The following is a 24,254-nucleotide window of genomic DNA, read 5'->3' on the forward strand; positions in this document are numbered from 1 at the left end:
CAACCCCTCTGACCTGGGGTTTGAGACCCAGGTCACACAAGGGACGTTTCCCCCGGATGCGACCACCACTAGTAAAAGGGGTCATTGCGGACGCCCCCTGAGCCTGTTTCTCTGGAGCAGTCGCCAGGCGCCACGAGCCCACCCGGGCCGCGGCGCCGATGTACGCCCCCACCACACGTCGTGTGGTCACGGCGCACCGCGACCGCCCTGTTTCCTAAGAGAGGTTCTCCGCGTGTCCGTCTCCTTCATCCGCAACATCGCCGCTTCCCCGAAGAAGGTCCTCACCACCGCCGCCGTGGCCGCCGCCGCCACCGGCATGGTCCTCGCCGCGAGCCCCGCTCAGGCCGCCACCGGCCAGGCCTCCTCCGCCCAGGCGATCGCGCACAAGATGATCCCGGACGCCGCGCAGTTCAGTGCCTTCAGCAAGATCGTCGAGCACGAGAGCGGCTGGAACCCCAGCGCCACGAACTCCTCCTCCGGCGCCTACGGCCTGGTCCAGGCCCTGCCCGGCGCGAAGATGTCGACTGCCGGTTCCGACTGGAAGACGAACCCGGCCACCCAGATCAAGTGGGGGCTGGACTACATGAACTCCCGCTACGGCAGCCCGGCCGCCGCCTGGAACTTCTGGCAGGCCCACAACTGGTACTGAGCGGCCCACCGGTGACCACCGGAGCCACACGGCACCCGTATACGCGAAGGCGGCGGCCCCCCGATCCCCGGGGCCGCCGCCTTCGCCATGCCCACCGAACGTCGAACGAATCGGCCTACTCGGCCTGCTCGCCCTGCTCGGTCTGCTCGTAGAAGTGCCGCCGTCGGCCGACGAGCCGCTCGTACATCTTCCGCTGCCCGGCGACGTCGCCCTTGTTCTTCTCCAGCTCGTCGAGCCACTCCCGCTTGATCCGGTCCAGGAACGCCCGCCAGTCCCCGCTTCCCTGGGCCTTCCCCAGCTCCCGCAGCTCCACCAGGCGCTCGTTGTGCTTCAACCCGCCGGTGCCGACCTTGTCCCCCTTGTGACCGTGCAGGACCGACTCGGGGTTGGCCGTGGCCTCGGTGGACCGGGCGTTGTGCACATAGCCGACCGGGCTCTCGGCATGGGGCTTGATCGTCTCGATGCCGACCAGCAGGGAGCCGTCCTTGGCGGCGGTCGGCGGGGTGAGAATCAGCAGCATGTGGCCGTACGAGCCGTTCGGCAGGACCACGTCGCCGTTCCAGTCCTGCGAGCCGAACCCGCCGCCGGAGATGTCCATGCCCATGAGCTGCGGACGCTCGGGCCCGACATGGGGCACGGCCGGCGTCAGAAAGTTCGCGACGGACGCGCCGATACCGCCCTTCTCCTGGAACTTGCCCGGCTCGCCGCCCTCCTTGTTCTTCTCGATGGCGGTGCGGTGCGTGGCGAAATCACGCTTGTCGACGAACCCCGCGCGCCGGCCCCGGTCCGTGACGCCCAGGAAGTCCGTCAACGACTGGGGCGACTCGCCCCCGCGCAGGGCAGGGATGCGGATGTTGACCCGGCCGCCGTGAGCGAGCGCCCGCACGACGTCACCCTCGCGGTAGTCGACATGCGCGGCCACGCCCGCCCCCGGGTCGTAGGTCTTCAGTCCGTGCTGCAGCAGGAGAAGGACGGAGGTAAAGACATCACGGGCCTTCGCGTCCCTCGCCGCGTGCTTCACCGTCTCGGCCTTGTCCGCGTCGGGGTGGAGGCGTTCGGACGGGAGTCCGGCCGGGTACAGGGTGTCGACGGCGGTCTGCCGTATCTGCTCGTCCCGCTCGGCCCGCAGGGGCTGCTTCTCCTCGTCCGGGACTCCGGGAGCCTTGGTGGTCATGAAACGGCCGAGGGTGTAGTCCGGGGCGATCGGGGTGGGCGCGCCCACCGGGCGCGTGCCCGGCGCGTTTCGCTGGAAGGCCAGGGTCGCGGCGAGGATGCGCTTGCCCGGAAGGTTCCTCAGCCAGTCCTTGTGGTCGCCCTTGATGTACTCCTCGGACTCCTTGAAGGTGCCGATACCCACCTTCGCGAGCCACTGGGGGTTCACCTGGGAGAGCGTCCTGATGTCCTCCAGGTCCTGGGCGCCGAACAGCTCGCCGCTGATCACCCGCCGCTCCAGGGTGCGCTTCAGGCGCGCGGGCCCCTCCGGCATCCAGTGCTCCGGCCACCACGTGCCCGGCGCCAGGGGGTTCACCTTCATCTTCGCCACGACGACATGGCCCTCGATCGACCGGCTCAGCCGCGTGATCACGGCCGCGCCCTGCACCTCCCGGCCGGACTCCTCGGCGGCGGGAGGCGCGCTCGTGCTCGACTCCCCCACCCTCTGCACGGCGACGGACGCCGCCCGGTTGCCGGCCGTGCGCTGGATCGCCGCCATCTCGGCGGGCGTCCTGGGCGTGGCGTCCGACCCGGTCCGGGTCCGGTGGGGGCCCGGAGAGGCGGGGCGCGGCAGGGGCGCGGTACGTGCCGGTGATCCCGCCCGTGAGCGCCCGCCCTCGCCGTACTGCCGCCTGTCCATACGCCCCTCCACCCACCTCTTCATCCACCGGGCTCCCGTCGTACGCCTGAGCGCCCGCTTCCGTTGCCCCCGAAGGTGTAAGGGGTCATGGTGGCTCCGGGACACGCGCGCAGGGAAGGACACAAGGGGCAGCCCGCAGGACCCCACGGGCACGGCTGCCCCAGGGGCGCGGCGCGCCGGGCCCGTCCCGCTGACCGGAGGCCGTATGAGCACCGAGACGAAGAAGACGCACGACCCCGAGGCGCGCGGGGTGCGTCTGGTGGTGGTGCTGCTGTCGCTGACCGTGGTCAGCGGGCTGATCGACGCGGTGAGCTATCTCGGACTCGGGCACGTCTTCACGGCGAACATGACCGGCAACGTGGTGGTACTCGGCTTCGCCGCGGCCGGCGCCCCCGGCTTCTCGATCCCGCACACCTCGACCTCGCTGGCCTTCTTCCTGGCGGGCGCCGCGGCCGGGGGCCGGATCGCGGGGCGGTACGGCGGCGGCTCACGCCGGACCTGGGCGCGGGTCACACTCACCGCGGAGGCGGTGTTCGTGGGCGCCTCCGCGGTGGTCGCCATCGTCGCGCCGGGCGCCACCGCGACCACCTACGCCCTGATCGCCCTCACGGCCTTCGCGATGGGCCTGCGCAACGCGACCGTGCGCAAACTCGGCGTGCCGGACCTCACGACCACCGTCCTGACGATGACCCTGACCGGCCTCGCCTCCGAGTCCGCGGCCGGCGACGGCTCGGGCCACCGCTCCCCCCGCCGCACGGCGGCCGTCCTCGCCATGCTGGCGGGCGCGACGCTCGGCGCATGGCTGGTGATCCACCACGGCCTGGGCATCCCCCTGCTGCTCGCGGCAGTGCTGGCGGGGGTTCTGGCGGTCGCTACTTCGGGGCGGGAGTGACGCGAAACCGGCCGTGGCAGCACCAGCGTGCTGCCGCGGCCGGGCGGCTGTGACCGTTACTGATCCGGGCGGGGCTACCGCTGGTCGAGTTCGGCGAGGAGCCAGGTGCACAGCCGTTCGGTGATCTTGGTGTGCTCCTCGTTCTGGGAGGCGCACAGGAACGCGTCGAGTTCGCTCTCGCTGGGGTCGAGGGCGTCGATGTCGGTGTTCAGGAGGGCGGTGGTGTCCACGTCGCGGACGGCCACCGCGCTGACCGAGGGCACGAAACAGATCTCGGGGACCGGGGCCACCGCGCTGCCGGGGATCAGCTTGTTGATGACGTTGGCGGCGATACCGAAGGAGGCCAGCGTCCCGCCGGGAGCGCCGTCGATCTCCGGGAACCCGTCGGTGGTGATCGTCTCGTCCTTCCCGAAGTTCGCCTTCAGTTCGGCGACCACGGCGTCGTCGCCCTCGGACTGGGTGTAGATGGTGGTGCCGGGGAACAGAATCCCGGTGGCGCGGAACGCTTCCGCGCCGGGCGCGATCCCCGTGCCCCGGCCGTTCCCGGTGCCGTTGGCGACACCGATCTTCCGCGGTCGCCTCGGCCAGTTGCCGACGCCCTCCAGGGCGGCGAGGAAGTCGGAGCGGGCCTTGTCCTGCCCGGGAGTGCCGTCCACCGTCTCGATGTGCCGCCACATCAGCTCGCGCGAGGCCGGGCTGTTGATCTGGTCCGACAGGGCGCTGTTGGCCGGGTTGCCGCGCTTGATGTAGTGCGCGAACGCCTGCAGACCGATCGGCACCCACGCGCCCCGGTGGGGGCTGTCGTAGGAGAAGTACATCCCGGTCTGGTGGTCCATCTTCTGGGTCTCCATCCGCGCCAGGGCATAGCGGGTGACCAGACCGCCCATGCTGAACCCGCCGACCACCAGCGGTTCCTTGCCCTTGCGCTCGTCGATCAGCCTCGTGATCGCCTCGATCACGTACCCGGCGTTGTCGAGGATCGACGCGGAGCGCTCCCCGTAGCCGAAGATGACCGCGTCCCGCCCGCGCTCGTGCAACTGGCTCATCAGCGGGTACTCGCCCCGCTCGAAGCCGTCGTAGAGCTCGTCCAGACTGCTGGGCCCCATGTTGAAGCCGTCGGACATCAGCACCGGCCGCTGCACACCGCTGTGGCCCTTGCCGTAGTACACCCAGGCGGTGCCGTCGTAGACCGGCACGTAGCCTTCCTGGCCCTCCTCATGAGGGTTCAGGTGACGGCCGAAGTGCCACGTCTCGTCCGGCTCCTTAGCCGGCGGCGGCTTCGGCTGGTCCAGCGGGGCCATCAGCCCGATCGAACCGACGTACTGCTGCTCGCGGGCCGCCTTCTCATTGCTCACTGCGGTCGATCCCCTTCCTTCGGGCCGCACGAAGACCCCGAGGGCATATGCCCCGGGGTCGTGCGACTTGGATGTGGGGCTCATCATCAGGGGACAAAAACGGATGTTCGGGTTCCCTCGCACGATCATCATCACCATGAGTGATTCCCAGCCCCACGGGTTTGGCCCGGCGGCCGAGCCGGTCGGCACTCGAACCACACCGTCTTGCCGCCCCCGGGCCCCGGCCCCACACCCCACTTGTCGACCACCGCGTCGAGCAGCACGAGCCCGCGACCGCCCTCCGCCTCCGGCGACAACTCGGTGGGCACGCGGGGTGGTTGCGGGGAGCCGTCCGCGACCTCCACCCTCACTCCGGCCGCCTGCCGCAGCACCAGCAACGCGCAGCGCCGGTCCGGGACATGGCGTACGACGTTGGCGACCAGCTCGGTCACGGCCAGCTCCACGGAGTCGGTCAGCTCGGCCAAGTCCCTCTCCTCCAGCAGCGACCTGACGATCCGCCGGACGTGCCGGGCCGAGTGTGCGCCGACGGTGATCCGCATCGTGTACTGGGCGGGGCGGGGGCCCAGGAGGGTGGGGGGAATGTGTTCGTTCACGCTACGAGACTGACCTCGCACGACTACGCTCGGCTACGGACCGAATACAACGGGTCCTGGAGTGGACCGAGTTGCGCGCGAGAGGGGCCGTACGTGACCCATATCAACATCCTCGACCCGGGCGCGTCCCCGCTCGACTACTACGGGTTCGAGTTGCGGCGCCATCGTGAGTCCGCAGGCCTGACACAGCGGCAGCTCGGCGACATCGTCAACTACACCGGCTCACTGGTCGGCCAGATCGAGACGGCGAGGAAGCTACCGACGCCGGAGTTCAGCGAGCGGGTGGACGCGGCGCTGGGAACGGGTGGGTTACTGTCCCGGCTGGTCGGACTGGTGATGCGTAGTCAACTTCCGGCCTGGTTCCAACAGGTGGCGGAGTTGGAGGCGCGGGCGGTCGAGATCTGCACGTTCCAGACCCACATGGTCCATGGCCTTCTCCAGACCGGAGCGTACGTACGTGCCGTGCTCGGCGCACTGGACGACAGCGACCTCGACGACCGAACCGCCGTACGACTGGCCCGTCAGCGCATCTTCGAGAAGGAGGTGCCGCCCGTCCTCTGGGCGGTCATCAGCGAGGCCGCTCTACGCCAGGAGATCGGCGGAGCGGAGACCATGCGGGAGCAACTGGCCCACCTGTTGTCATTCGAGAGCAATCCCCGGATCAACATTCAGGTGTTGCCGTACAGGGTCGGAGCGCACGCGGGACTGACCGGCTCATTCAACCTCTACCGCTTCGCGAGCGATCCGACCATCGTCTACACCGAGGGGTACGGCAGCGGGCATCCGACCGCCAACCCGGACACCGTCAGGGACTGTTCGCTCCGTTACGATCATCTGCGAGCCGCCGCGCTCTCCCTCAGGGACTCGGCGGAGCTGATCCGGCGCGTGATGGAGGAAGAGTATGGCGATCAACGCGATTCCGGCCGGGGCCCGGTGGCGTAAGTCCAGCTACAGCAGCGACCAGGGCGGCGACTGCATCGAATGCGCGCCCCTCGGCCCCCTGGCCTGGCGCAAGTCCACGCACAGCGGCGACCAGGGCGGCGACTGCCTAGAGATCGCCGAAACCCTGGACACCACCATCGCCGTACGAGACTCAAAAAACCCCACCGGCCCGATCCTCACGATCGCCCCCGCCGCCTTCGCCACCTTCGTCTCCTGGACTACAACCGCTGGATGATCGTCCCGGTGGCCAGTCCACCGCCCGCGCACATGGTGATCAGCGCGAACTCCTTGTCCCGTCGCTCCAGTTCATGCAGGGCAGTAGTGATCAGCCGGGCACCCGTCGCCCCGACGGGGTGCCCGAGCGCGATCGCACCGCCGTTCACGTTGACCTTCTCCAGGTCCTGCTCGAAGACCTGGGCCCAGCTCAGCACCACTGAAGCGAACGCCTCGTTGATCTCCACGAGGTCGATGTCCTTCAAGGACATCCCGGCCTTGCCCAGCACCGCGCGCGTCGCGTCGATCGGGCCGTCCAGATGGAAGTGCGGGTCCGAGCCCACCAGGGCCTGGGCCACGATCCGCGCCCTCGGGCGCAGCTTCAGCGCCCGGGCCATCCGCTTGGACGCCCAGAGGATCGCCGCCGCGCCGTCCGAGATCTGTGAGGAGTTGCCCGCGGTGTGGACGGCGGTCGGCATCACCGGCTTGAGGCCGGCCAGTGCTTCCATGGACGTGTCGCGGAGTCCCTCGTCGCGGTCGACGAGGCGCCACATGCCCTGTCCGGCCCGCTGTTCGTCCTCGGTGGTCGGCACCTGGACGGCGAACGTCTCGCGCTTGAAGCGTTCCTCCGACCAGGCGTTCGCGGCACGCTCCTGGGAGACGAGCCCCAGCGAGTCGACGTTCTCGCGCGTCAATCCACGGTTCCGCGCGATGCGCTCGGCGGCCTCGAACTGATTGGGCAGGTCCACGTTCCACTCGTCCGGGAACGGCTTTCCGGGGCCGTGCTTGGAGCCGGAGCCCAGCGGCACCCTCGACATCGCCTCGACGCCGCACGAGATACCGACGTCGATGACGCCCGCCGCGACCATGTTGGCCACCATGTGCGAGGCCTGCTGCGAGGAGCCGCACTGGCAGTCGACCGTCGTCGCCGCCGTCTCGTACGGCAGGCCCATGGCGAGCCAGGCCGTGCGCGCGGGGTTCATGGACTGCTCGCCGGCGTGCGTCACCGTGCCGCCGACGATCTGCTCGACGCAGTCGGCGTGGATGCCGGTGCGGCCGAGGAGTTCACGGTAGGTCTCGCCCAGGAGATAGGCGGGGTGGAGGTTGGCGAGCGCGCCACCTCGCTTGCCGATGGGGGTGCGTACGGCTTCGACGATCACGGGTTCCGCGGCCATGGGGGCTCGTCCTCTCCTCAGGCCTGCCCGGCGGCCAGGCCCTGCTGACCCGCGCAGCGCGGGGCGTCCCGGCCCACCCACCGCGCAGAACTAGAACGCGTACCAGTTCTGTGTGCAGTCTGCGGATCGGAGCCCCCGCGCCGCAAGGGTCGTGCAGCGCTCGAAGTCGTGATCTGCACGAACTCCCCACGGAATTCGGGGCGCCGTACCTCTTGCGACTTATAGAACCCGTTACTACCTTCACGGCAATTCCGGATTCCTGATGGACCGTCAGAATGGTGGGTGGTCGCCGATGCCCTGTCCCGCGCTGCCCGACGGGTTCGACTTCACCGACCCCGATCTGCTGCACCACCGCGTGCCTCTGCCGGAGTTCGCCGAACTGCGCCGGGCCGAACCCGTCCGCTGGATCCCCCAGCCCGCCGGTCTGGCCGGCTTCCAGGACGAGGGCTACTGGGCGGTCACCCGGCACGCGGACGTCAAGTACGTCTCCACGCACCCGGAGATCTACTCCTCCTCCCTCAACACCGCGATCATCCGCTTCCACGAGCACATGCAGCGCGACGCGATCGACGCCCAGCGGCTGATCCTGCTCAACATGGACCCACCCGAGCACACCCGCGTCCGCCAGATCGTGCAACGCGGTTTCACGCCAAGGGCCATCCGGGCGCTGGAGGAACGGCTCCGCTCCCGTGCCCTCGCGATCGTCGAGGGCGCCCGCGCCCACTCGGGCCCCTTCGACTTCGTCACCGAGGTCGCCTGCGAACTGCCCCTCCAGGCGATAGCCGAGCTGATCGGCGTCCCCCAGGACGACCGCATCAAGATCTTCGAGTGGTCCAACAAGATGATCGCGTACGACGACCCGGAGTACGCCATCACCGAGGAGGTCGGCGCCGAGTCGGCCGCCGAGCTCATCTCGTACGCCATGAACATGGCCGCCGACCGCAAGCAGTGCCCGGCGAAGGACATCGTCAGCACGCTGGTGGCGGCCGAGGACGAGGGCAACCTCGGCTCCGACGAGTTCGGCTTCTTCGTGCTGATGCTGTCGGTCGCCGGCAACGAGACCACCCGCAACGCCATCACCCACGGCATGCACGCCTTCCTCACCCACCCCGAGCAGTGGGAGCTGTACAAGAGCACCCGTCCGGCGACCACGGCCGAGGAGATCGTGCGGTGGGCGACCCCGGTGGTCTCCTTCCAGCGCACCGCGACCCAGGACACCGAACTCGGCGGCAAGCAGATCAAGAAGGGCGACCGCGTCGGCATCTTCTACGCCTCCGCCAACCACGACCCCGAGGTCTTCGAGAACCCGGACGCCTTCGACATCACCCGCGACCCCAACCCCCACCTCGGCTTCGGCGGCGGAGGCCCCCACTACTGCCTCGGCAAGTCCCTGGCCGTCCTCGAGATCGACCTCATCTTCCACGCGATCGCCGACGCGATGCCGGACCTCACCCTGGTCGGCGACCCGCGCCGACTGCGCTCCGCCTGGATCAACGGCGTCAAGGAACTCCAGGTCGACGCCGGCTGACCGCACCGCACGCTCGGGCCGACGGACTCCCGGTGCCCGTCGGCCCGTCCCTCGGGAGGCAGGAGCATCCCCCCAGGCCCTGCCTCCCCCGAGACGAACCTCCGATGAACGTCACCGTTCCGTTTCGCGTCTTCACCGGTGGCTCAGCCATCCCCCCACCTCCGAAGACAACCCACGCTTCGAACGGAACCGGTGCACCGTGGTCTCTGCCGAGCTGACCCCCGTCCGGCCCGACCACCCGGCCGTACGCCGAAAACGCCCGCATCACGCGTTCTGGCTGCGCCACCGCCTCCCCCTCCTCGTCACCCTCCCCGTGCTGCCGCTGTACGCGGTGTGGTGGGCCTTCCTCGCGACCGGCGGTGGTGATCTCGCGGCCCAGGTGGCGTGGGCGGAGTTCGTGGCGCGGCACGGCGGATCGGCGTACAACCTCTTCTGGTACGGCGGGATGCACACCGCCAACTACAGCCTGATCTCGCCGTATCTGATGGCCGCGCTGGGCGTGCGCCCGGTGACGGTGGTCTCCGGGCTCGCCGCCACCTGGCTGGCCGCCGTGCTGATCGCCCGCACGGGGATACGGCGGCCTGTGGGCCCCGCGCTGCTGGCCTCGCTCGCGCTGTGGTGCAACGTCGCCTCGGGGCGCACCACCTTCGCGCTCGGCGTCGCCCTCGGTCTCGCCGCCTGTGTGCTGCTGACGGGCGAGCGGCGGGCACTGTCGGCAGCGGCGTACGCGGCACTGGCGACCATGGCGAGCCCGGTGGCCGGACTGTTCCTGGTGGTGGTGGGCGCCGGACATCTCGCCGTACGGGACCGAGTGCGGGCCGGGGTGCTGCTGGTGCCGCCGGTGGTCGTCGTCGGGGCGACCACGCTGCTGTTCCCCTTCGCCGGACAGCAGTTGATGCCCTCGGGCCGGATCTGGCCGCCCGTGCTGCTGGGGCTGACCCTCGCCACGCTGGCCCCGCGCGGCTGGCGGGTGGCCCGGTGGTGCGGGGTCGTGTACGCGGCCGGGACCGTGCTGACGTATCTGATCGCCTCCCCGGTGGGGACGAACGTGGAGCGGTTCGCGGAGCTGTTCGCGCCCGCCGCGCTGCTTGCGGCGCTGCTCACCGCGCCCGGGCCGCACCTGGTGCGGCGGATCGCGCTGGTGGTGGCGCTCGTGCTCTCCGTCGTCTGGGTCGGGCAGAAGACCATCGACGACCTGGAGGTGTCCACGTCCGTGCCCGCCTGGGCCGCCGACACCCACGGCGTCGTACGGACGCTGGAGCGGCTCGGCGCCGGCCGTGGCCGTGTCGAGGTGGTCCCGGCCCGCAACCACCGCGAGGCCTCCACGCTCGCCCCGCATGTGAACCTGGCGCGCGGCTGGAACCGTCAGCTGGACATGGAGCGGGGGCGGCTGTTCTACGACGGTTCGTTCTCGGAGGCGACCTATCGGGCCTGGCTGGACCGCTGGGCGGTGGGATTCGTCGTACTGCCGGCGGGGAAGCCGGACGGGTTCGCCGAGGCGGAGGCGCGGCTGGTGAGGAGCCGGCCCGCGTGGCTGGAACCGGTGTGGAGCGACGCCAACTGGCAGGTGCTGCGGGTGCGCGACGCCGTACCGCTGGTGTCGGCGCCCGCCACCGTGCTGCGCACGACGAGCGCCGAGGTGGACGTACGGGTGCCGGTGCCCGGCCCGGTGACCGTGCGGGTCGCGTACTCACCGTGGCTGCGCGCGCCGGGCGGCTGTCTGACACGGGACGGCGAGTTCACGCGGCTGACGGTGACCGAGCCGGGCGAGTACCGGATCAGCTCGGGGTACGCCCCGTCACGGGGACCGGGTCCTTCGTGCTGACCTCCACGGGCTTCATCAGCGGCCTCGGCCGCGGCCCCTGGAGGAGGTGGGTCAGGCCGAAGCCCGCGCCGACGACGGCCGCGCCGCCCATCGCGTCCAGCACCCAGTGGTTGCCGGTCGCCACTATCGCGGAGACCGTGAACAGCGGGTGCAGCAGGCCGAGCGCCTTCATCCACCACTTGGGCGCAAGGACCGCGATGACGACTCCGCACCACAGGGACCAGCCGAAGTGCAGCGAGGGCATCGCCGCGTACTGGTTGGTCAGCGCGGTCAGCGTGCCGTAGTCCGGTTTGGAGAAGTCCTGCACGCCGTGCACGGTGTCGATGATGCCGAGGCCCGGCATCAGGCGCGGTGGGGCGAGCGGGAAGAGCCAGAAGCCGAGGAGCGCTATCAGGGTGGCGAAGCCGAGCGCCGAGCGCGCCCAGCGGTAGTCGCCGGGGCGGCGGACGTAGAGCACGCCGAGAACGGTGAGCGGGACGACGAAGTGGAACGACTCGTAATAGAAGTCGAAGAAGTCCCGCAGCCACTCGACCTTGAACACGGTGTGGTTGACCCAGTGCTCGATGTCGATGTGCAGGAACCGCTCGATGGAGAGGATCTGGGCGCCGTGGTGTTCGGCGGTGGTCCGGCCGCCCGCGTTGGTGCCGCCCGTCGCGGCGAGCCTGACCCGCTGGTAGGCGGAGTAGCCGACGCGGATCAGGAGCAGTTCGAGCAGCAGGTTCGGGCGGGTGAACACGCGGCCGAGGAAGGGGAGCAGCGGCAACCGCTTCCAGCGTGTGGGGACGGGCCGGGCGTAGTCGGTGGGGATCGGCGCCCGGTAGTACTCCGAGGTGCGGGAGAGGAACGGCACGATCGTGGCGGCGGCGAGCGCGGCGAGCAGCACCACGTTGTCGCGCAGCGGGAAGAGCGCCGCCATGTTCGGCAGCATCATCTTCGCGGGCAGCGTCATGACAAGGATGACGGCGACGGGCCACATGGGGCGGTCCGAGGTCTTCTTGCCGACCCTGCCGACCAGCGCGAGCAGCACCCACAGCAACTGGTGCTGCCAGGACGTGGGCGAGACGACGACGGCGACACAGCCGGTGATCGCCACGGCCAGCAGCAGCTGCCCGTCCCGTGCGTAGCGGATGGCGCGGCGCAGCCCGAGGGCGGCGACCGCGGCGCCGAGCAGCAGGAACAGGGCGATCTCCAGCGGGCCGTTGAGGCCGAGCCGCAGCAGCGCGCCGTGCAGCGACTGGTTGGAGAGGTCGTCCGCGTCCCCGCCGAGGCCGACGCCCGCCAGGTGGTGCACCCAGTAGGTGGTGGAGTCGTGCGGCATCACGGCCCAGGCGAGCGCGCCGAGGCCGGCGAAGGTGATCGCGGTGGACTCGACGGCGCGGCGGCGACCGGTGAACCAGAGCAGCGGCGCGAAGAGCAGCATGGTGGGCTGCAGGGCGGCGGCGACGCCGATCAGCAGGCCGCCGGCGCGCTCGCCCCGGACGCCGAAGCAGCCCAGCAGGACGAGCAGCACCGGGATGATGCTGGTCTGGCCGAGGTAGAGGGCGTTGCGCACCGGCAGCGACAGCATCAACAGGCTGATCGCGACGGGCGCGGCGAGCAGGGCGGTGCGCCGGCTCACCGGCTGGGGCAGAGCCCGTGCGACGACCAGGCCGAGCACGACGACCAGCGAGAGGCTGCCGAAGGTCCAGCCCCAGCCGAGCGCCTGTTCGGCGGCGCGGGTGAGGGGTTTGAGGACGAATCCTCCGAAGGGGGTGCCGGTGAACTGCGTCGAGTCGTACAGCGATCCCTTCACATGCAGGACGCCGTTGGGTCCGACCCAGGTCTCCAGGTCCGTCAGCCGTTCCCCTTTCGGGGTGCTGAGCACGACGGTGACCTGCCGTATCGCGAGGACCGCGGCGATCACCCACAGCCCGATGCGGATCGCGCGCAGTCTCGCTCTCGCCGATTCCGCCGCCCCCGCCCCGAAGGCATTGCCCACTGTCCCGCCGTGCTCAACGTTCGCCACGCCCCGCCGACCCTCCCACCCCGTTTGTCCCGTTCACCCCGTGCGTCCCGTGCGGCCGGACTCCGCCCGGACCCTTACGAGGCTCGCACGCCCCGATCGAGAGACGCAGGCAACCCCCTCTTCACCTGACGGCCTCCCGCCTTTTGTCCGGATGACGATAGTGCGCGCACGGTTCCGGCTCCCCCCTTCGTTCGCGACATAGCTCACAGACAGGCCCCGGAAAAGCGGTGCGCGGCCAGGCCTGCACCCCTGCGTACGGCGCATTTACTTGCACTATGCATCGAGTTGCCTACGGCACGTAACGCGGACAAGTGCCCCTATGGTCGCTTTTCGGCCCACTTCCGGGTGAGCCACGCCCCCGTCCCCTACGAAAGGCATGCCCTTGCCGTCCGCCACAGCAGTCACCCCCGCCGTGCCCCGACCCCGGACCCCCGCGCCGCCCGAGGCCTACGTCACCGATCCGGCCCTGGTCAAGCGGGCCGTCAAGGCGGCGGCCCTGGGCAACGCGATGGAGTGGTTCGACTTCGGTGTCTACAGCTACATCGCGGTGACGCTGGGCAAGGTCTTCTTCCCCTCCGGCAACCCCACCGCGCAGCTGCTGTCCACCTTCGGCGCCTTCGCCGCGGCCTTCCTCGTCCGCCCGCTCGGCGGCATGGTCTTCGGCCCGCTCGGCGACCGCGTCGGCCGCCAGAAGGTCCTCGCCCTCACCATGATCATGATGGCGGCGGGCACCTTCGCGATCGGCCTGATCCCCTCGTACGCCACGATCGGCGTCGGCGCTCCCCTGCTGCTGCTCGCGGCCCGGCTCGTCCAGGGCTTCTCCACCGGCGGCGAGTACGCGGGCGCCTCCACCTTCATCGCCGAGTACGCGCCCGACAAGAAGCGCGGTTTCTTCGGGAGCTGGCTGGAGTTCGGCACGCTCGCCGGATACATCGGCGGCGCCGGCCTGGTCACCCTCATGACCGCCTTCCTGTCCACCGAGGACCTGCTGTCCTGGGGCTGGCGCGTCCCGTTCCTGATCGCGGGCCCGATGGGCATCATCGGCCTGTATCTGCGCATGCGCCTGGAAGAGACCCCGGCGTTCGCGGCGGAGCTGGCGAAGGCCTCCAAGAAGGAGGCGGACCGCCCCAAGGTGCGGCTGCGCGACATGGTCGCGGGCCAGTGGCGCGCGCTGCTGCTCTGCGTCGGCCTGGTGCTGGTCTTCAACGTCACCGACTACATGCTGCTGTCGTACATGCCGAGCTATCTGACGAGCGAGCTGAAGTACGACGAGACGCACGGCCTGCTGGTCGTCCTCGGCGTGATGGCGCTGATGATGGTCGTCCAGCCCTTCGCGGGCGCGCTGACCGACCGGATCGGCCGCCGCCCGGTGATCGCCGCGGGCTGCGTCGGCTTCCTCGCCCTGTCCGTCCCGGCGCTCCTGCTGATCCGCCAGGGCAGTCTGCTCGCGGTCGCGCTCGGCATGGGCGCGCTGGGCCTGCTGCTGGTCTGCTTCACCTCCGCGATGCCCGCCGCGCTCCCCGCGCTCTTCCCGACGAAGGTCCGCTACGGCTCGCTGTCCATCGGCTTCAACGTCTCCGTCTCGCTCTTCGGCGGTACGACCCCGCTGGTGACCACGGCGCTCATCGGGGCGACCGGGAACATGATGATGCCCGCCTACTACATGATGGCCGCGGCCGTGATCGGTGGTGTCGCGGTGTGGTTCATGACCGAATCGGCGGGGCGCCCACTGCCGGGCTCCGCACCCGCCGTGTAACTTTGCCCGTGGGACTAGTTAGCGCATCTAACTAGGCATACGAAAGGCATGGTTCATGAGCGAGTCGCAGCTCTGGAACGAAGTCGACGACTACTTCGCCACCCTCCTCGCCCCCGCCGACGAGACACTGACGGCGGCCCTGCGCGACAGCGACGCCGCGGGGCTGCCGCAGATCGCTGTCGCGCCGAACCAGGGCAAGCTGCTCCAGCTGCTCGCCGAGATCCAGGGCGCCCGCCGCATCCTGGAGATCGGCACCCTCGGCGGCTACAGCACCATCTGGCTGGGCCGCGCGCTCCCGGCCGACGGCCGGCTGATCACCTTCGAGTACGACGCCACGCACGCCGAGGTCGCCCGCCGCAACCTCGCCCGCGCGGGCCTCGACAAGATCGCCGAGGTGCGGGTGGGCCCCGCGCTGGAGTCGCTGCCGAAGCTGGCCGAGGAGAACCCGGAGCCGTTCGACTTCGTGTTCATCGACGCCGACAAGGTGAACAACCCGCACTACGTCGAGTGGGCCCTCAAGCTCACCCGCCCCGGCAGCCTGATCGTCGTCGACAACGTCGTGCGCGGCGGGCGGGTCACCGAGGCGGGCAGCGCCGAACCGAGCGTGCGGGGCACCCGGGCCGCCCTCGAACTGATCGCCACCCACCCGAAGTTGAGCGGTACGGCGATCCAGACGGTGGGCAGCAAGGGGTACGACGGTTTCGCGCTGGCGCGCGTGCTCGCCTGACGCGCGTTTCCCCCTCCGGGACGCTCGGGTCCCCCTCCGGGGGCGCTCAGGTCTCGTGGTAGAAACCCACGTTCACGCTGTGCGGTCCTGTGCGGTCGAGGATGACGATCTCCCCCGAACCGCCCGCGGGGAGCTTCGCCGTCCCGCCGTACGGGACGGCCCGGGTCGGCAGTCCTGCCAGCGTCAGCCGTACCTCGGCGGAGGGCTCCGGGCGTGACCCGTGCAGCCAGGTGACCTGCCAGGTGCCGTCCGGGCCGCACAGGAACTCCAGGTGGACCCGGGAGACGAACAGCCAGTCGTCGGGGGTCGCGAGCCGGCACACGGCCCGGTCCCGGCCCACCCTCAGCACGGCTCCGGGGTCGCTCGGCGCGTCGGCCATCAGCATTCCGGCCGTCGCACCAGCGTCCGCCCCGGTGACCGAGGCCATGGTGAGTTCGAGCACGTGCGCTCCTTCGAGTTACAGCGTTCGTCCGGTCGCGGCGCGACGCTTCAACCCTCCTGGTACCGAGTGTGGTTGACGCGCCGCCGCCGCATGATAATTCGCCCGATCGTCCGATCGTGTGTCGTACGGCACAATGGACGCATGACCGAACGGAAGCCACCCGGGGTCAGCTTCGAGACCTGGGTCGACCGACAGATCCGTGAGGCGGAGGCCCGCGGCGAGTTCGCGGACCTGCCCGGTGCGGGCAAGCCCATGCCCGAGGTGACCGACACGTCGTACGACGAACTGTGGTGGATCAAGCGGAAGATGGCCCGCGAGGGCCTGTCGGTCCTGCCGCCGACGCTGGCCCTGCGCAAGGAGGCCGAGGACGCGCTCGCGGCGGCGTCGGTGGCGCCCTCGGAGCGGGTCGTGCGCCGGATCGTCGAGGACATCAACGCCAAGATCCGCGAGGTCATGTTCAAGCCGCCGCCGGGACCTCCCCTCGGCCTCAAGCCGTACGACGTGGACGAGATCGTCCGGGAGTGGCGCGAGCGCCGGGCCGGATGACCCCGTCGACGGGTGAGGCCGCGCCCCGGAACATGGTCCGGGGCGCGGCCTCGCTGTGGCACTCGACGGTTCGGCCTCCTGTCCGGCCTCCTGTTCTGTCTCCTACAGGTGCAGGAGCCGCTCGGTGACCTCGCGGTAGTCGCGCAGGGCGAGCCGCAGCTTCTCGGTGTCGGCCGTGTCGCTCTCACCGGCCGCCTGCCAGGTCGTCCGCAGGTTGCGGCGGCGCCGGGTCATGGCGTCCGTGAACTCTGTGGTCAGCTCCTCCAGGACGTGGTCCGCCTCCTCGACGGACGCCCGCGGGCCGTCCACGAACCCACCGACCGCGTGCTGCAGCCGCAACGCGTACTTGTCGCACTCGTCGTGCGACAGCAGCGCCCCGTGGCCGTCGCCCTGCGGACCGGTGTCGCGCTGCCCGGCCCGGGTGCGGTCGCCCTGCCCGGCGCGGGCGGAATCCGGCTGCATGGCGCGCATGCGGTCGCCCTGCGCGGCGCGGGAGGCGTCGCCCGTTCCCCTGCCGGTGGGCTCGTCGATTCCCGTACGGGTGGGCTCTTCCCTCCCCGTGCGGGTGTCGCGGGTCGCGCGGTCCTCGCCGCGCATACCCGGCGCGCCGCCGGCTGTCGAGCGGGACGGGTTCGCTGTCTCGCGGGAGCCCATGCCGCCGGGGGCCTCACCGGGGTCGCGGACGGCCGGGTCGGCCGGGGTGCCGGGTCCGGTCGCCGGAGCGACCTGGGCGTCCTGGGCGTGCCGATGGACGCGGGGGTCGACGTCCCCGCGACCCGTCATCGCCTCGCGACGCGGAGTGTTCTCATTCCCGTTGTCCGAAGTCATCCTCTTCACTTCCTCAACTCCCCTTCGCATGACGCCTGGTCAGTACCGACGGAACATGGGCGCGGTGGGAACGCTCGTCCGGGACGGATTCCGCGGCCGGGGCGGTGTCGGCGGTGTCCTGGCGGGCGTCCTCGCGAACCGGGGCCAGCAGCTCCTCGAAGAGGGCGCGGGCGTCCACCATGGACGCGCGGAGCTCCTCCGTGCTGCCGTCGGCACCCGAGGCGGGGGCGTACGTGGCCTGGTGGACGCGCCGGTAGCCGTGCAGATGGTGTCCGTGGTGGACGGAGAGCGCGTCGAGCTGCTCCTCGTAGCGCTCGCCGTCGGGGAAGCCGCGTACGCCGGCCAGCTCGGCGACCAGCCGGTCCGCCTCGGCCACCGCCTCCTGGGGCGAGTCGACGAAGCGTTCCTGAACGGCCCCCCAGCGGGCCGCGTACTCGTCGCGGGCCGCTGGCTCCAGCGGCCGTTCACGCAGCGAGCCGTGCCGCTTCACCCGCTCGGCGAGATCACGCTCGGCGGCCCTGGCGTCGCCGTCGTGCTGGGCGACGGCACGGTCGTACTCGGGCCCGAAGCGCCGCCGCAGTGTGCGCCCGCCCTGCGGCCTGCGGGCCAAAAGGATCAGCGCGGCCGCGACGACGGCGACCGCCACGATCACGATCAAAGCGATGATGAGGCCTGTGGACATGGGTGCCTTCCGGGGTTCTCGACCCGACGGGCCGGTTCGAGGACCGGGTTGCCCGGAACCCCGCACTCAAACGAACCCCTCACCGGCGCCCCGCCGAAATCCGCTTGCGAACCAGGGGCCGCGCCTCCCGACAATGACCGCCATGACCTGGACCATCGCCCCCGAGCCCTTCGACTCCTCCGTCGCCGCCGCACTGTGGCGCGCGTACTACACGGAGGTCAGCGACCGCTGGTACCTGCTGCACGAGGGGCACCCGACCGACCCCGAGGAACTGGAGCGGGAGATCGCGGCGACCACGGGTGCCGAGTTCCAGGCACCCGGCGGGGTGCTGCTGGTCGCACGGTACGGCGGCGCCCCCGGCGGCATGGCCGGGGTGCGGATGCTCGACGCCACGACGGGTGAGCTGAAGCGCGTGTTCGTGCGCGAGCAACTGCGCGGCAGAGGCGGCGCGCCACTGCTGCTCGCGGCGGCCGAGGAGGCGGCGCGCGGCCTCGGCGCCGAGCGGCTGGTCCTCGACACCCGGGGCGACCTGACGGAGGCACGCGCCCTGTACGCGCGGCACGGCTACGAGGAGACCGAGCCGCACAACGACGAGACCTACGCCGACCACTGGTTCACGAAGAAGCTGACGCCCTGAAGCGGTTCACGACGAGGCCGACGCCCTGAAGTCCGACGGAGGACTCACGGCGGTGTGCGGATTCACGCCGGTGTCCCGCGCGGATGCGCACGCGGCACCGTCCCGTCGTGCGGCCGCTCCCCGTCGGAGCCGCACAGCTCGCCGTTCAGCTCCTTGACCAGCTTGGTCAGATCGGTCGGGCGGTCCGGACCCCACCAGTCGCCGAGCAGCTCCGCCAGGGACTCCTCACGGGCCTCGGCCAGCCTCCCGGCGACCTCGCGGCCTTCGTCCGTGAGGACGAGGTCGAGCCCTTCGCGGGCGGCGAGGCGGCGCTCCTCCAACTGCCGGGCCGCGGCCAGTACGACGGGCAGCGGTACGGTGCTGCGCTCGGCCAGCAGCGCGGGTTCCGCCCAGCCGTACTTCTTGATCCGCAGCAGCAGCCAGCTCGCGGCGGGCAGCAGGTCGTACCCGGCCCGCACGGTGATCTTCTCGTAGATCTCCCGCCGCCCCTCCCGGGTGCCGAGCAGGGAAAGCGCGCGGCACACCTCGTCGTACGACGACCGCTCCACGGGATTGGTGGCGAGCGTCTCGGTGATGTCGGGTGCCGTGACCGAACCCCGCAGTTTGTCCTCGCGCAGGAACCAGGCCAGGACGAAGCCGAGCAGGGCGACCGGGGCGGCGTACAGGAAGACGTCGGTGATCGACGAGGCGTACGCGTGCAGGACGGGCTGGCGGAGCGCGGACGGCAGGTCTGCGATGCCCTTCGGGTCGGCCTTGAGGCTGTTCGGCGTGATGCCGGCGGGGAGTTGCCTTCCGCTCAGCACGGCCACCAGGTTGTCGCCGAGGCGGCTCGCGAAGACGGTGCCGAAGATGGCCACGCCGAACGAGGCGCCGATGGACCGGAAGAAGGTGGCGCCCGAGGTGGCGACGCCCAGATCCTCGTACGAGACCGCGTTCTGCACGATCAGGACCAGGACCTGCATGACCAGGCCGAGGCCCAGGCCGAAGACGAGGAAGTACACGCTCATCTCTCCGGTACTGCTGTGCTCGTCGAGCTGATGGAGCAGGAGCAGACCGAGCGCCGTGACACCGGTGCCCACGATGGGGAAGACCTTCCAGCGTCCGGTACGGCTGACGATCTGCCCGGAGACGGTCGAGGACAGCAGCAACCCGAACACCATGGGCAGCATGTACACGCCGGACAGGGTGGGGCTCACACCCCGGACGACCTGGAGGAAGGTCGGCAGATAGGTCATCGCGCCGAACATCGCGAAACCGACGATGAAGCTGATGACGGCGGAGAGGGTGAAGGTGCGGACGCGGAAGAGCCTGAGGGGCAGGACGGGTTCGGCCGCCCGCTGCTCCACCGCCACGAAGGCCACGGCGAGCAGGACACCGAGCACCGCGAGACCGATGATCTGCGGCGAGCTCCACCGCCAGGTGGTGCCGCCGAGCGAGGCCACGAGAACGAGACAGGTGGCGACCGCGGCGATGAGGAACGTGCCGAGGTAGTCGATGACGTGCTTGGCGGACTTTTTCGGGATGTGCAGGACCGCCGCGATCACGATGAGCGCGACCACGCCGACCGGCAGGTTGATGTAGAAGACCCAGCGCCAGCCGAGGTGCTCGGTGAACAGCCCGCCGAGCAGTGGCCCGAGCACGCTCGTCGCACCGAAGACAGCTCCGAACAGCCCCTGGTACTTGCCCCGTTCGCGCGGCGAGACGATGTCGCCGACGATCGCCATGGACAGCACGATGAGCCCACCGCCACCGAGGCCCTGAAGGGCCCGGAAGCCGATCAACTCACCCATGTTCTGCGCCATTCCGCACAATGCGGACCCGACGAGGAAGATCACGATCGCGGCCTGGAACAGCTTCTTCCGGCCATACTGGTCGCCGAGTTTGCCCCACAGCGGAGTGGCCGCGGTCGACGCGAGCAGATACGCGGTGACCACCCACGACAGGTGCTCCAGCCCGCCCAGGTCGCTGACGATGGTGGGCAGCGCGGTCGACACGATCGTCTGGTCGAGGGCGGCCAGCAGCATGCCGAGCAGCAGCGCGCCGATCGAGACGACGACGCTGCCGTGCACCGGCGCCTCCTTGGCGTCGACGGCGGCCGCCGAGCGCCTCCGCACGGCCGACTCGTTCACACCGTACGGGGGGTCGTGCGGCGGCGCGTCCGGGTCGTGCACATCACCGGGTGTCTCGCCCGTCATGCGGACCTCCCATGAGCCCCTGGGGTGCCGGTCACCCTCCATGGTGGTCGGTATGGCGGGTTATGGCCTGTTGAAGCTTGTAACGGGTGCGGAAGGCGGGATTCCGGGGGCTCCTGGGAGATGGTGTGGTGGATGTGGCTAACCTCGGGAGTTCCGAGGGGGCGAGTCTCAGGGGGAGGGACCCAACGCGTGACTGAACCGAATGGGCATGTCTGCCCAGAGTGCGCCGCGCCCCGGACGCCGGACGGCACCCCGTCCTGCGCCTGCACCCGGCGCGCGTCCGACGCCCTGCGCGACGCGCGCACGGCAGAGGCGGCAGCGGCGGAGGACTTCGATCCCCTGCGCATACGCCCGTACGTGGATCTGCCGGCGACCGAGTCCTCGCCCTCCCCTTCCCCCGCCACCATGCGTCTGCGTACGGTGCCGTCGGAGGCCGCCACCGCCGCAGGACACGTCGACTCCGGGAACGAACCCCCGTACCCGCCCCCGGCCCCCTTCCTGGAGGAACCTCCCCGGCGCCGACGGCGTACGGCCCTGCTGGCCGTGACCGGGGCCGCGGTGGCGGTCGTGGCGGCGGCGGGGTTCGCGAGCGGGCTGTTCTCGTACGACGCCCCCGCGCGGGACAGGGCACTGCCGGACGATGTACGGGCGAGCGTGCCGGACCCGTCACCGACGTCGACGTCGACGTCGGCGCCGTCGTCCCCGTCGTCACGATCAGACTCGGGGTCGGCCCCCGAGGGCGCCACGTCCCCCACCGCCACGGCAACGACAACGACCGCGCCACCCCCGTCCCCCAGCGGAAGCCCGTCCCCCTCGGCGTCGGCGTCGGCGACGCGATCACAGCCGCCGACGCCCTCACCGTCATCCACACCCACGCCCACCGCGGCCGCGTCGTTGGCGCCGGGCCAGGGCTCCACGGGCGATCAGCCCGCCCGGACCCTGCGCCGCGGCGACAAGGGCTCCGAGGTCACCGAACTCCAACTGCGCCTGCGCCAGTTGTCCCTCTACACCGGCAAGGCCGACGGTACGTACTCCGGCCAGGTCGAGGACGCGGTACGCCGCTATCAGTGGGCGCGTGGCATCAGGGGCGACGAGTCCGGGGTGTACGGGGCGGCGACACGGACGAGCCTCGAGGGCGAGACGAGGACGCCGTAGCGGTCCGGCGGGTTCGGTGAATTCCTCGACTGCGGCCCGCCGAGAGCCGTTCACCCAGTTCCCCACGCCCCCAAGACGGGGCCGCGCCCCGCATCCCCCGCCCGCGCGATTGGTTTGGCTGCGGGGCGATGGGGGCCGATCGCGCAGTTCCCCGCGCCCCTGAGGCGGGGACTTCGCCCCCCATCCCCCGCCCGCCCGATCCGTTCGGCTGTCGGCCGGTGGGGGCTTGGCGCGCAGTTCCCCGCGCCCCCAAGAGGGGGCTGCGCCCCCCATCCCCCACCCGCCCGATCCGTTCGACTGTCGGCCGGTGGGGGCTAGGCGCGCAGTTCCCCGCGCCCCTGAGGCGGGGGCTCTTGTCGGCGCCGGTTCGTGTGTGCAGCCTGCCCGGCGTTGAGGACGAGGCCGTTCAGGCCGATGGGAGGGCCGGGGCGTAGCCCCGTGGCCCAGGGGCGCGGGGAACTGCGCGATCGGCCCCCACCCGCCCGCAGCCGACGGACACACCCCGGGGGTCTGGGGGCGGAGCCCCCAGGTAGGGATGATGGGGGTCCCCCTGCTCGAGCGAAGCCGAGAGCTTGGGGGAGGGTAGGGGCGGCGGGGGCGAGGAAACCCGGTGTCAGCCGACGTGCAGGCGTATCGTCCCGTCCCCGACAACCTCCACCCGCACCTGCGTCAGATCACGCACGACGACATCCGGACGATGGAAGCCGGCCCGGGGCCCCACCCCGACCACCCGCATCCCCGCACCCCGCCCAGCGGAAATCCCGGCCCCCGAGTCCTCGAAGACCACACAGTCCTCAGGCGCCACACCCAACTCGGCAGCACCCTTCAGAAATCCCTCGGGATCAGGCTTGCTCGCACCGACGGACTCCGCGGTGACCCGCACATCGGGCAGCCCCAGCCCGGCGGCAGCCATCCGCGCCGTGGACAGCCCCACATCCGCTGAGGTGACAAGGGCATGCGGCACCCCGCCCAGCGAGGCAAGAAACTCCGCGGCACCCGGAATCGCGACGACCCCGTCCATGTCGGCGGTCTCCTCGGCGAGCATGCGCGCGTTGTCGGCGTAGTTCTGCTCCATCGGCCGGTTCGGCAGCAGCACCGCCATCGACGCGTACCCCTGCCGCCCGTGGACGACCTTCATGACCTCGTCCCCGTCCAGCCCGTGCCGCTCTGCCCAGCGGCGCCAGCAGCGCTCGACCACGGCGTCCGAGTTGACGAGGGTGCCGTCCATGTCGAGCAGGAGGGCGCGGGCGGTCAGAACGGTGGTGGCCGTCATCGGCAGGCTCCAGGGCGCGGGGGAAGGGGCCGGGGGCGTCCATTGGATCAGCACCGGGTCCCCCGGGGACAAGGCGGCCCCGCCCGCCGGTCAGGGAGTGCGGACGGGAGCCACTTTGTTTCTCTACGATACAAAACGAGGGGGACCGGCGCCACCACCTCCGACCAGGACGAGCGCCGGACCCATCGACGACACCCCGACGGACGAGCCTCGGACCCATCGACGCCACCCCGACGGACGAGCCTCGGACCCTTCGACGACACCCCGAAGAGCGGGGCGCCGACGGCTCAGGCCGCCACCGCCCCGTACAGACTCCAGACCCCCAGCGCCAGCATCAGCATGGCCGCGACCTTGGTGATGAGCTCCAGCGGAACCCGCTTCATCAGGGCCTTGCCGCCGACGATGCCGAGTCCGGCCACCGCCCAGAGCGCGAGCACCGCACCGAGGCCGACCGAGAGCGGGTCGTCGTACCGGGCCGCGAGGTTCGCCGTCATGATCTGCGTGAGGTCACCGAACTCGGCGACCAGGATGAGCATGAAGCCCGCCCCCGAGACCTTCCAGAAGCTCTGGTTCGCGGGATCGCGGATCTCCTCCTCGTCCTCGCCCTTCTTCAGGAGCAGCACGGCGGCACCGGCGAGGAACAGCACACCCGTGACCGCGTGCACGATCTGCTGCGGCAGCAGGGTCAGCACACTGCCCGCGGCGACGGCGAGCGCGACGTGCACGGCGAAGGCGGCGGCGACGCCGGCGAAGACGTACGAGGCGCGGTAGCGGGTGCCGAGGACGAGCCCGGCGAGCGCGGTCTTGTCCGGCAGCTCGGCGAGGAAGACGACGCCGAAGACGAGCGCCATCACGGTGATGCTGATCAAAATCCCTCAATCGGTCGGGGCTGCCCCACCGAGAGTGCTGTGACTGCTGCGCGACACCTCGGCACGGCAGCACACATCGGCGCCCGCACGAGGACGTACGCGCGGACAGTGCACT

The 24,254-nt window shown here is 70.8% G+C and carries 22 protein-coding genes; 11 read left to right on the top strand and 11 right to left on the bottom strand.

All coding sequences use genetic code 11. From position 1 onward, the window contains the following. Positions 1-232 precede the first annotated feature (232 nt). Positions 233-649 carry a transglycosylase SLT domain-containing protein gene (locus tag ACFZDJ_RS03485; protein WP_168490979.1) on the top strand — a complete coding sequence of 139 codons (417 nt, stop codon included), beginning with the start codon at positions 233-235 and terminating at the stop codon, positions 647-649. Positions 650-764: 115 nt separating this feature from the next. Here the strand turns inward: ACFZDJ_RS03485 and ACFZDJ_RS03490 are convergent, their stop codons facing one another. Beyond that, on the bottom strand, positions 765-2,501 hold the full coding sequence (locus tag ACFZDJ_RS03490) for a PE-PGRS family protein (RefSeq protein ID WP_391055788.1): 1,737 nt from the start codon (positions 2,499-2,501) through the stop codon (positions 765-767). A 205-nt stretch (positions 2,502-2,706) separates the two neighbouring features. On the opposite strand from ACFZDJ_RS03490, the gene ACFZDJ_RS03495 reads away from it, so the two are divergent. Then, a complete protein-coding gene (locus tag ACFZDJ_RS03495; RefSeq protein ID WP_391055791.1) occupies positions 2,707-3,393 on the top strand; it encodes a DUF1275 family protein in 687 nt (228 codons plus the stop codon). 74 nt (positions 3,394-3,467) lie between these two features. Here the strand turns inward: ACFZDJ_RS03495 and ACFZDJ_RS03500 are convergent, their stop codons facing one another. Then, positions 3,468-4,748, bottom strand: coding sequence for an esterase/lipase family protein (locus tag ACFZDJ_RS03500; RefSeq protein ID WP_391055794.1), 1,281 nt, complete (start codon positions 4,746-4,748; stop codon positions 3,468-3,470). A 131-nt stretch (positions 4,749-4,879) separates the two neighbouring features. Next, complete coding sequence (locus ACFZDJ_RS03505) at positions 4,880-5,341, bottom strand: ATP-binding protein (protein ID WP_391055796.1); 462 nt, start codon at positions 5,339-5,341, stop codon at positions 4,880-4,882. Positions 5,342-5,434: 93 nt separating this feature from the next. On the opposite strand from ACFZDJ_RS03505, the gene ACFZDJ_RS03510 reads away from it, so the two are divergent. Beyond that, entirely contained in the window at positions 5,435-6,283 is an 849-nt protein-coding gene (locus tag ACFZDJ_RS03510) for a Scr1 family TA system antitoxin-like transcriptional regulator (protein WP_390927790.1), read from the top strand. Continuing rightward, positions 6,243-6,518 (top strand): DUF397 domain-containing protein, encoded by a 276-nt coding sequence (locus ACFZDJ_RS03515; protein WP_390927788.1) that lies wholly within the window; start codon positions 6,243-6,245, stop codon positions 6,516-6,518. The genes ACFZDJ_RS03510 and ACFZDJ_RS03515 overlap by 41 nt, the downstream gene beginning before the upstream one ends. On the opposite strand, the gene ACFZDJ_RS03520 is transcribed toward ACFZDJ_RS03515, so the two are convergent. Then, positions 6,502-7,671 (bottom strand): steroid 3-ketoacyl-CoA thiolase, encoded by a 1,170-nt coding sequence (locus ACFZDJ_RS03520; RefSeq protein WP_168508418.1) that lies wholly within the window; start codon positions 7,669-7,671, stop codon positions 6,502-6,504. The two genes, ACFZDJ_RS03515 and ACFZDJ_RS03520, sit on opposite strands and share 17 nt — an antisense overlap. Positions 7,672-7,963: 292 nt before the next feature. Here ACFZDJ_RS03520 and ACFZDJ_RS03525 point away from each other — a divergent pair, with 292 nt between their 5' ends. Further along, positions 7,964-9,199: a cytochrome P450 gene (locus ACFZDJ_RS03525; RefSeq protein WP_391056816.1), complete on the top strand. Its 1,236-nt coding sequence runs from the start codon at positions 7,964-7,966 to the stop codon at positions 9,197-9,199. A 199-nt stretch (positions 9,200-9,398) separates the two neighbouring features. Further along, on the top strand, positions 9,399-11,024 hold the full coding sequence (locus ACFZDJ_RS03530; protein WP_391055799.1) for a hypothetical protein: 1,626 nt from the start codon (positions 9,399-9,401) through the stop codon (positions 11,022-11,024). Here the strand turns inward: ACFZDJ_RS03530 and ACFZDJ_RS03535 are convergent. Then, positions 10,978-13,029: a phosphatase PAP2 family protein gene (locus ACFZDJ_RS03535; RefSeq protein WP_391055802.1), complete on the bottom strand. Its 2,052-nt coding sequence runs from the start codon at positions 13,027-13,029 to the stop codon at positions 10,978-10,980. The two genes, ACFZDJ_RS03530 and ACFZDJ_RS03535, sit on opposite strands and share 47 nt — an antisense overlap. A gap of 376 nt (positions 13,030-13,405) precedes the next feature. Here ACFZDJ_RS03535 and proP point away from each other — a divergent pair, with 376 nt between their 5' ends. Next, positions 13,406-14,785, top strand: coding sequence for a glycine betaine/L-proline transporter ProP (proP, locus tag ACFZDJ_RS03540; RefSeq protein WP_384905183.1), 1,380 nt, complete (start codon positions 13,406-13,408; stop codon positions 14,783-14,785). A 55-nt stretch (positions 14,786-14,840) separates the two neighbouring features. Then, positions 14,841-15,512: a class I SAM-dependent methyltransferase gene (locus tag ACFZDJ_RS03545; protein WP_390927782.1), complete on the top strand. Its 672-nt coding sequence runs from the start codon at positions 14,841-14,843 to the stop codon at positions 15,510-15,512. Positions 15,513-15,558: 46 nt separating this feature from the next. On the opposite strand, the gene ACFZDJ_RS03550 is transcribed toward ACFZDJ_RS03545, so the two are convergent. Next, positions 15,559-15,954 carry an FHA domain-containing protein gene (locus ACFZDJ_RS03550; RefSeq protein WP_168508422.1) on the bottom strand — a complete coding sequence of 132 codons (396 nt, stop codon included), beginning with the start codon at positions 15,952-15,954 and terminating at the stop codon, positions 15,559-15,561. Between the two features lie 141 nt (positions 15,955-16,095). Between ACFZDJ_RS03550 and ACFZDJ_RS03555 the strand changes: the two genes are divergently transcribed. Beyond that, positions 16,096-16,500 (top strand): DUF1992 domain-containing protein, encoded by a 405-nt coding sequence (locus ACFZDJ_RS03555; protein WP_168491002.1) that lies wholly within the window; start codon positions 16,096-16,098, stop codon positions 16,498-16,500. A gap of 102 nt (positions 16,501-16,602) precedes the next feature. On the opposite strand, the gene ACFZDJ_RS03560 is transcribed toward ACFZDJ_RS03555, so the two are convergent. Next, the gene (locus ACFZDJ_RS03560; protein WP_391055805.1) at positions 16,603-17,328 is read right to left on the bottom strand and encodes a hypothetical protein; all 726 of its coding nucleotides are present in this window, start codon (positions 17,326-17,328) and stop codon (positions 16,603-16,605) included. A 13-nt stretch (positions 17,329-17,341) separates the two neighbouring features. Continuing rightward, positions 17,342-18,010 carry a hypothetical protein gene (locus ACFZDJ_RS03565; protein ID WP_390927778.1) on the bottom strand — a complete coding sequence of 223 codons (669 nt, stop codon included), beginning with the start codon at positions 18,008-18,010 and terminating at the stop codon, positions 17,342-17,344. Between the two features lie 133 nt (positions 18,011-18,143). Here ACFZDJ_RS03565 and ACFZDJ_RS03570 point away from each other — a divergent pair, with 133 nt between their 5' ends. Continuing rightward, positions 18,144-18,647, top strand: a complete 504-nt coding sequence (locus ACFZDJ_RS03570) for a GNAT family N-acetyltransferase (protein WP_391055808.1) — start codon at positions 18,144-18,146, stop codon at positions 18,645-18,647. 62 nt (positions 18,648-18,709) lie between these two features. On the opposite strand, the gene ACFZDJ_RS03575 is transcribed toward ACFZDJ_RS03570, so the two are convergent. Further along, entirely contained in the window at positions 18,710-20,842 is a 2,133-nt protein-coding gene (locus tag ACFZDJ_RS03575) for a DHA2 family efflux MFS transporter permease subunit (RefSeq protein ID WP_391055810.1), read from the bottom strand. Positions 20,843-21,031: 189 nt separating this feature from the next. Between ACFZDJ_RS03575 and ACFZDJ_RS03580 the strand changes: the two genes are divergently transcribed. Continuing rightward, positions 21,032-21,997, top strand: a complete 966-nt coding sequence (locus tag ACFZDJ_RS03580; RefSeq protein WP_391055813.1) for a peptidoglycan-binding protein — start codon at positions 21,032-21,034, stop codon at positions 21,995-21,997. Positions 21,998-22,610: 613 nt separating this feature from the next. On the opposite strand, the gene ACFZDJ_RS03585 is transcribed toward ACFZDJ_RS03580, so the two are convergent. Beyond that, on the bottom strand, positions 22,611-23,270 hold the full coding sequence (locus ACFZDJ_RS03585; protein ID WP_384905201.1) for an HAD family hydrolase: 660 nt from the start codon (positions 23,268-23,270) through the stop codon (positions 22,611-22,613). Positions 23,271-23,557: 287 nt separating this feature from the next. Beyond that, positions 23,558-24,139: a TMEM165/GDT1 family protein gene (locus ACFZDJ_RS03590; protein ID WP_391055816.1), complete on the bottom strand. Its 582-nt coding sequence runs from the start codon at positions 24,137-24,139 to the stop codon at positions 23,558-23,560. Positions 24,140-24,254: the final 115 nt, after the last annotated feature.

Origin of the sequence: Streptomyces sp. NPDC007896 (assembly GCF_042959425.1) — a bacterium.
Classification (GTDB): Bacteria; Actinomycetota; Actinomycetes; order Streptomycetales; family Streptomycetaceae; genus Streptomyces.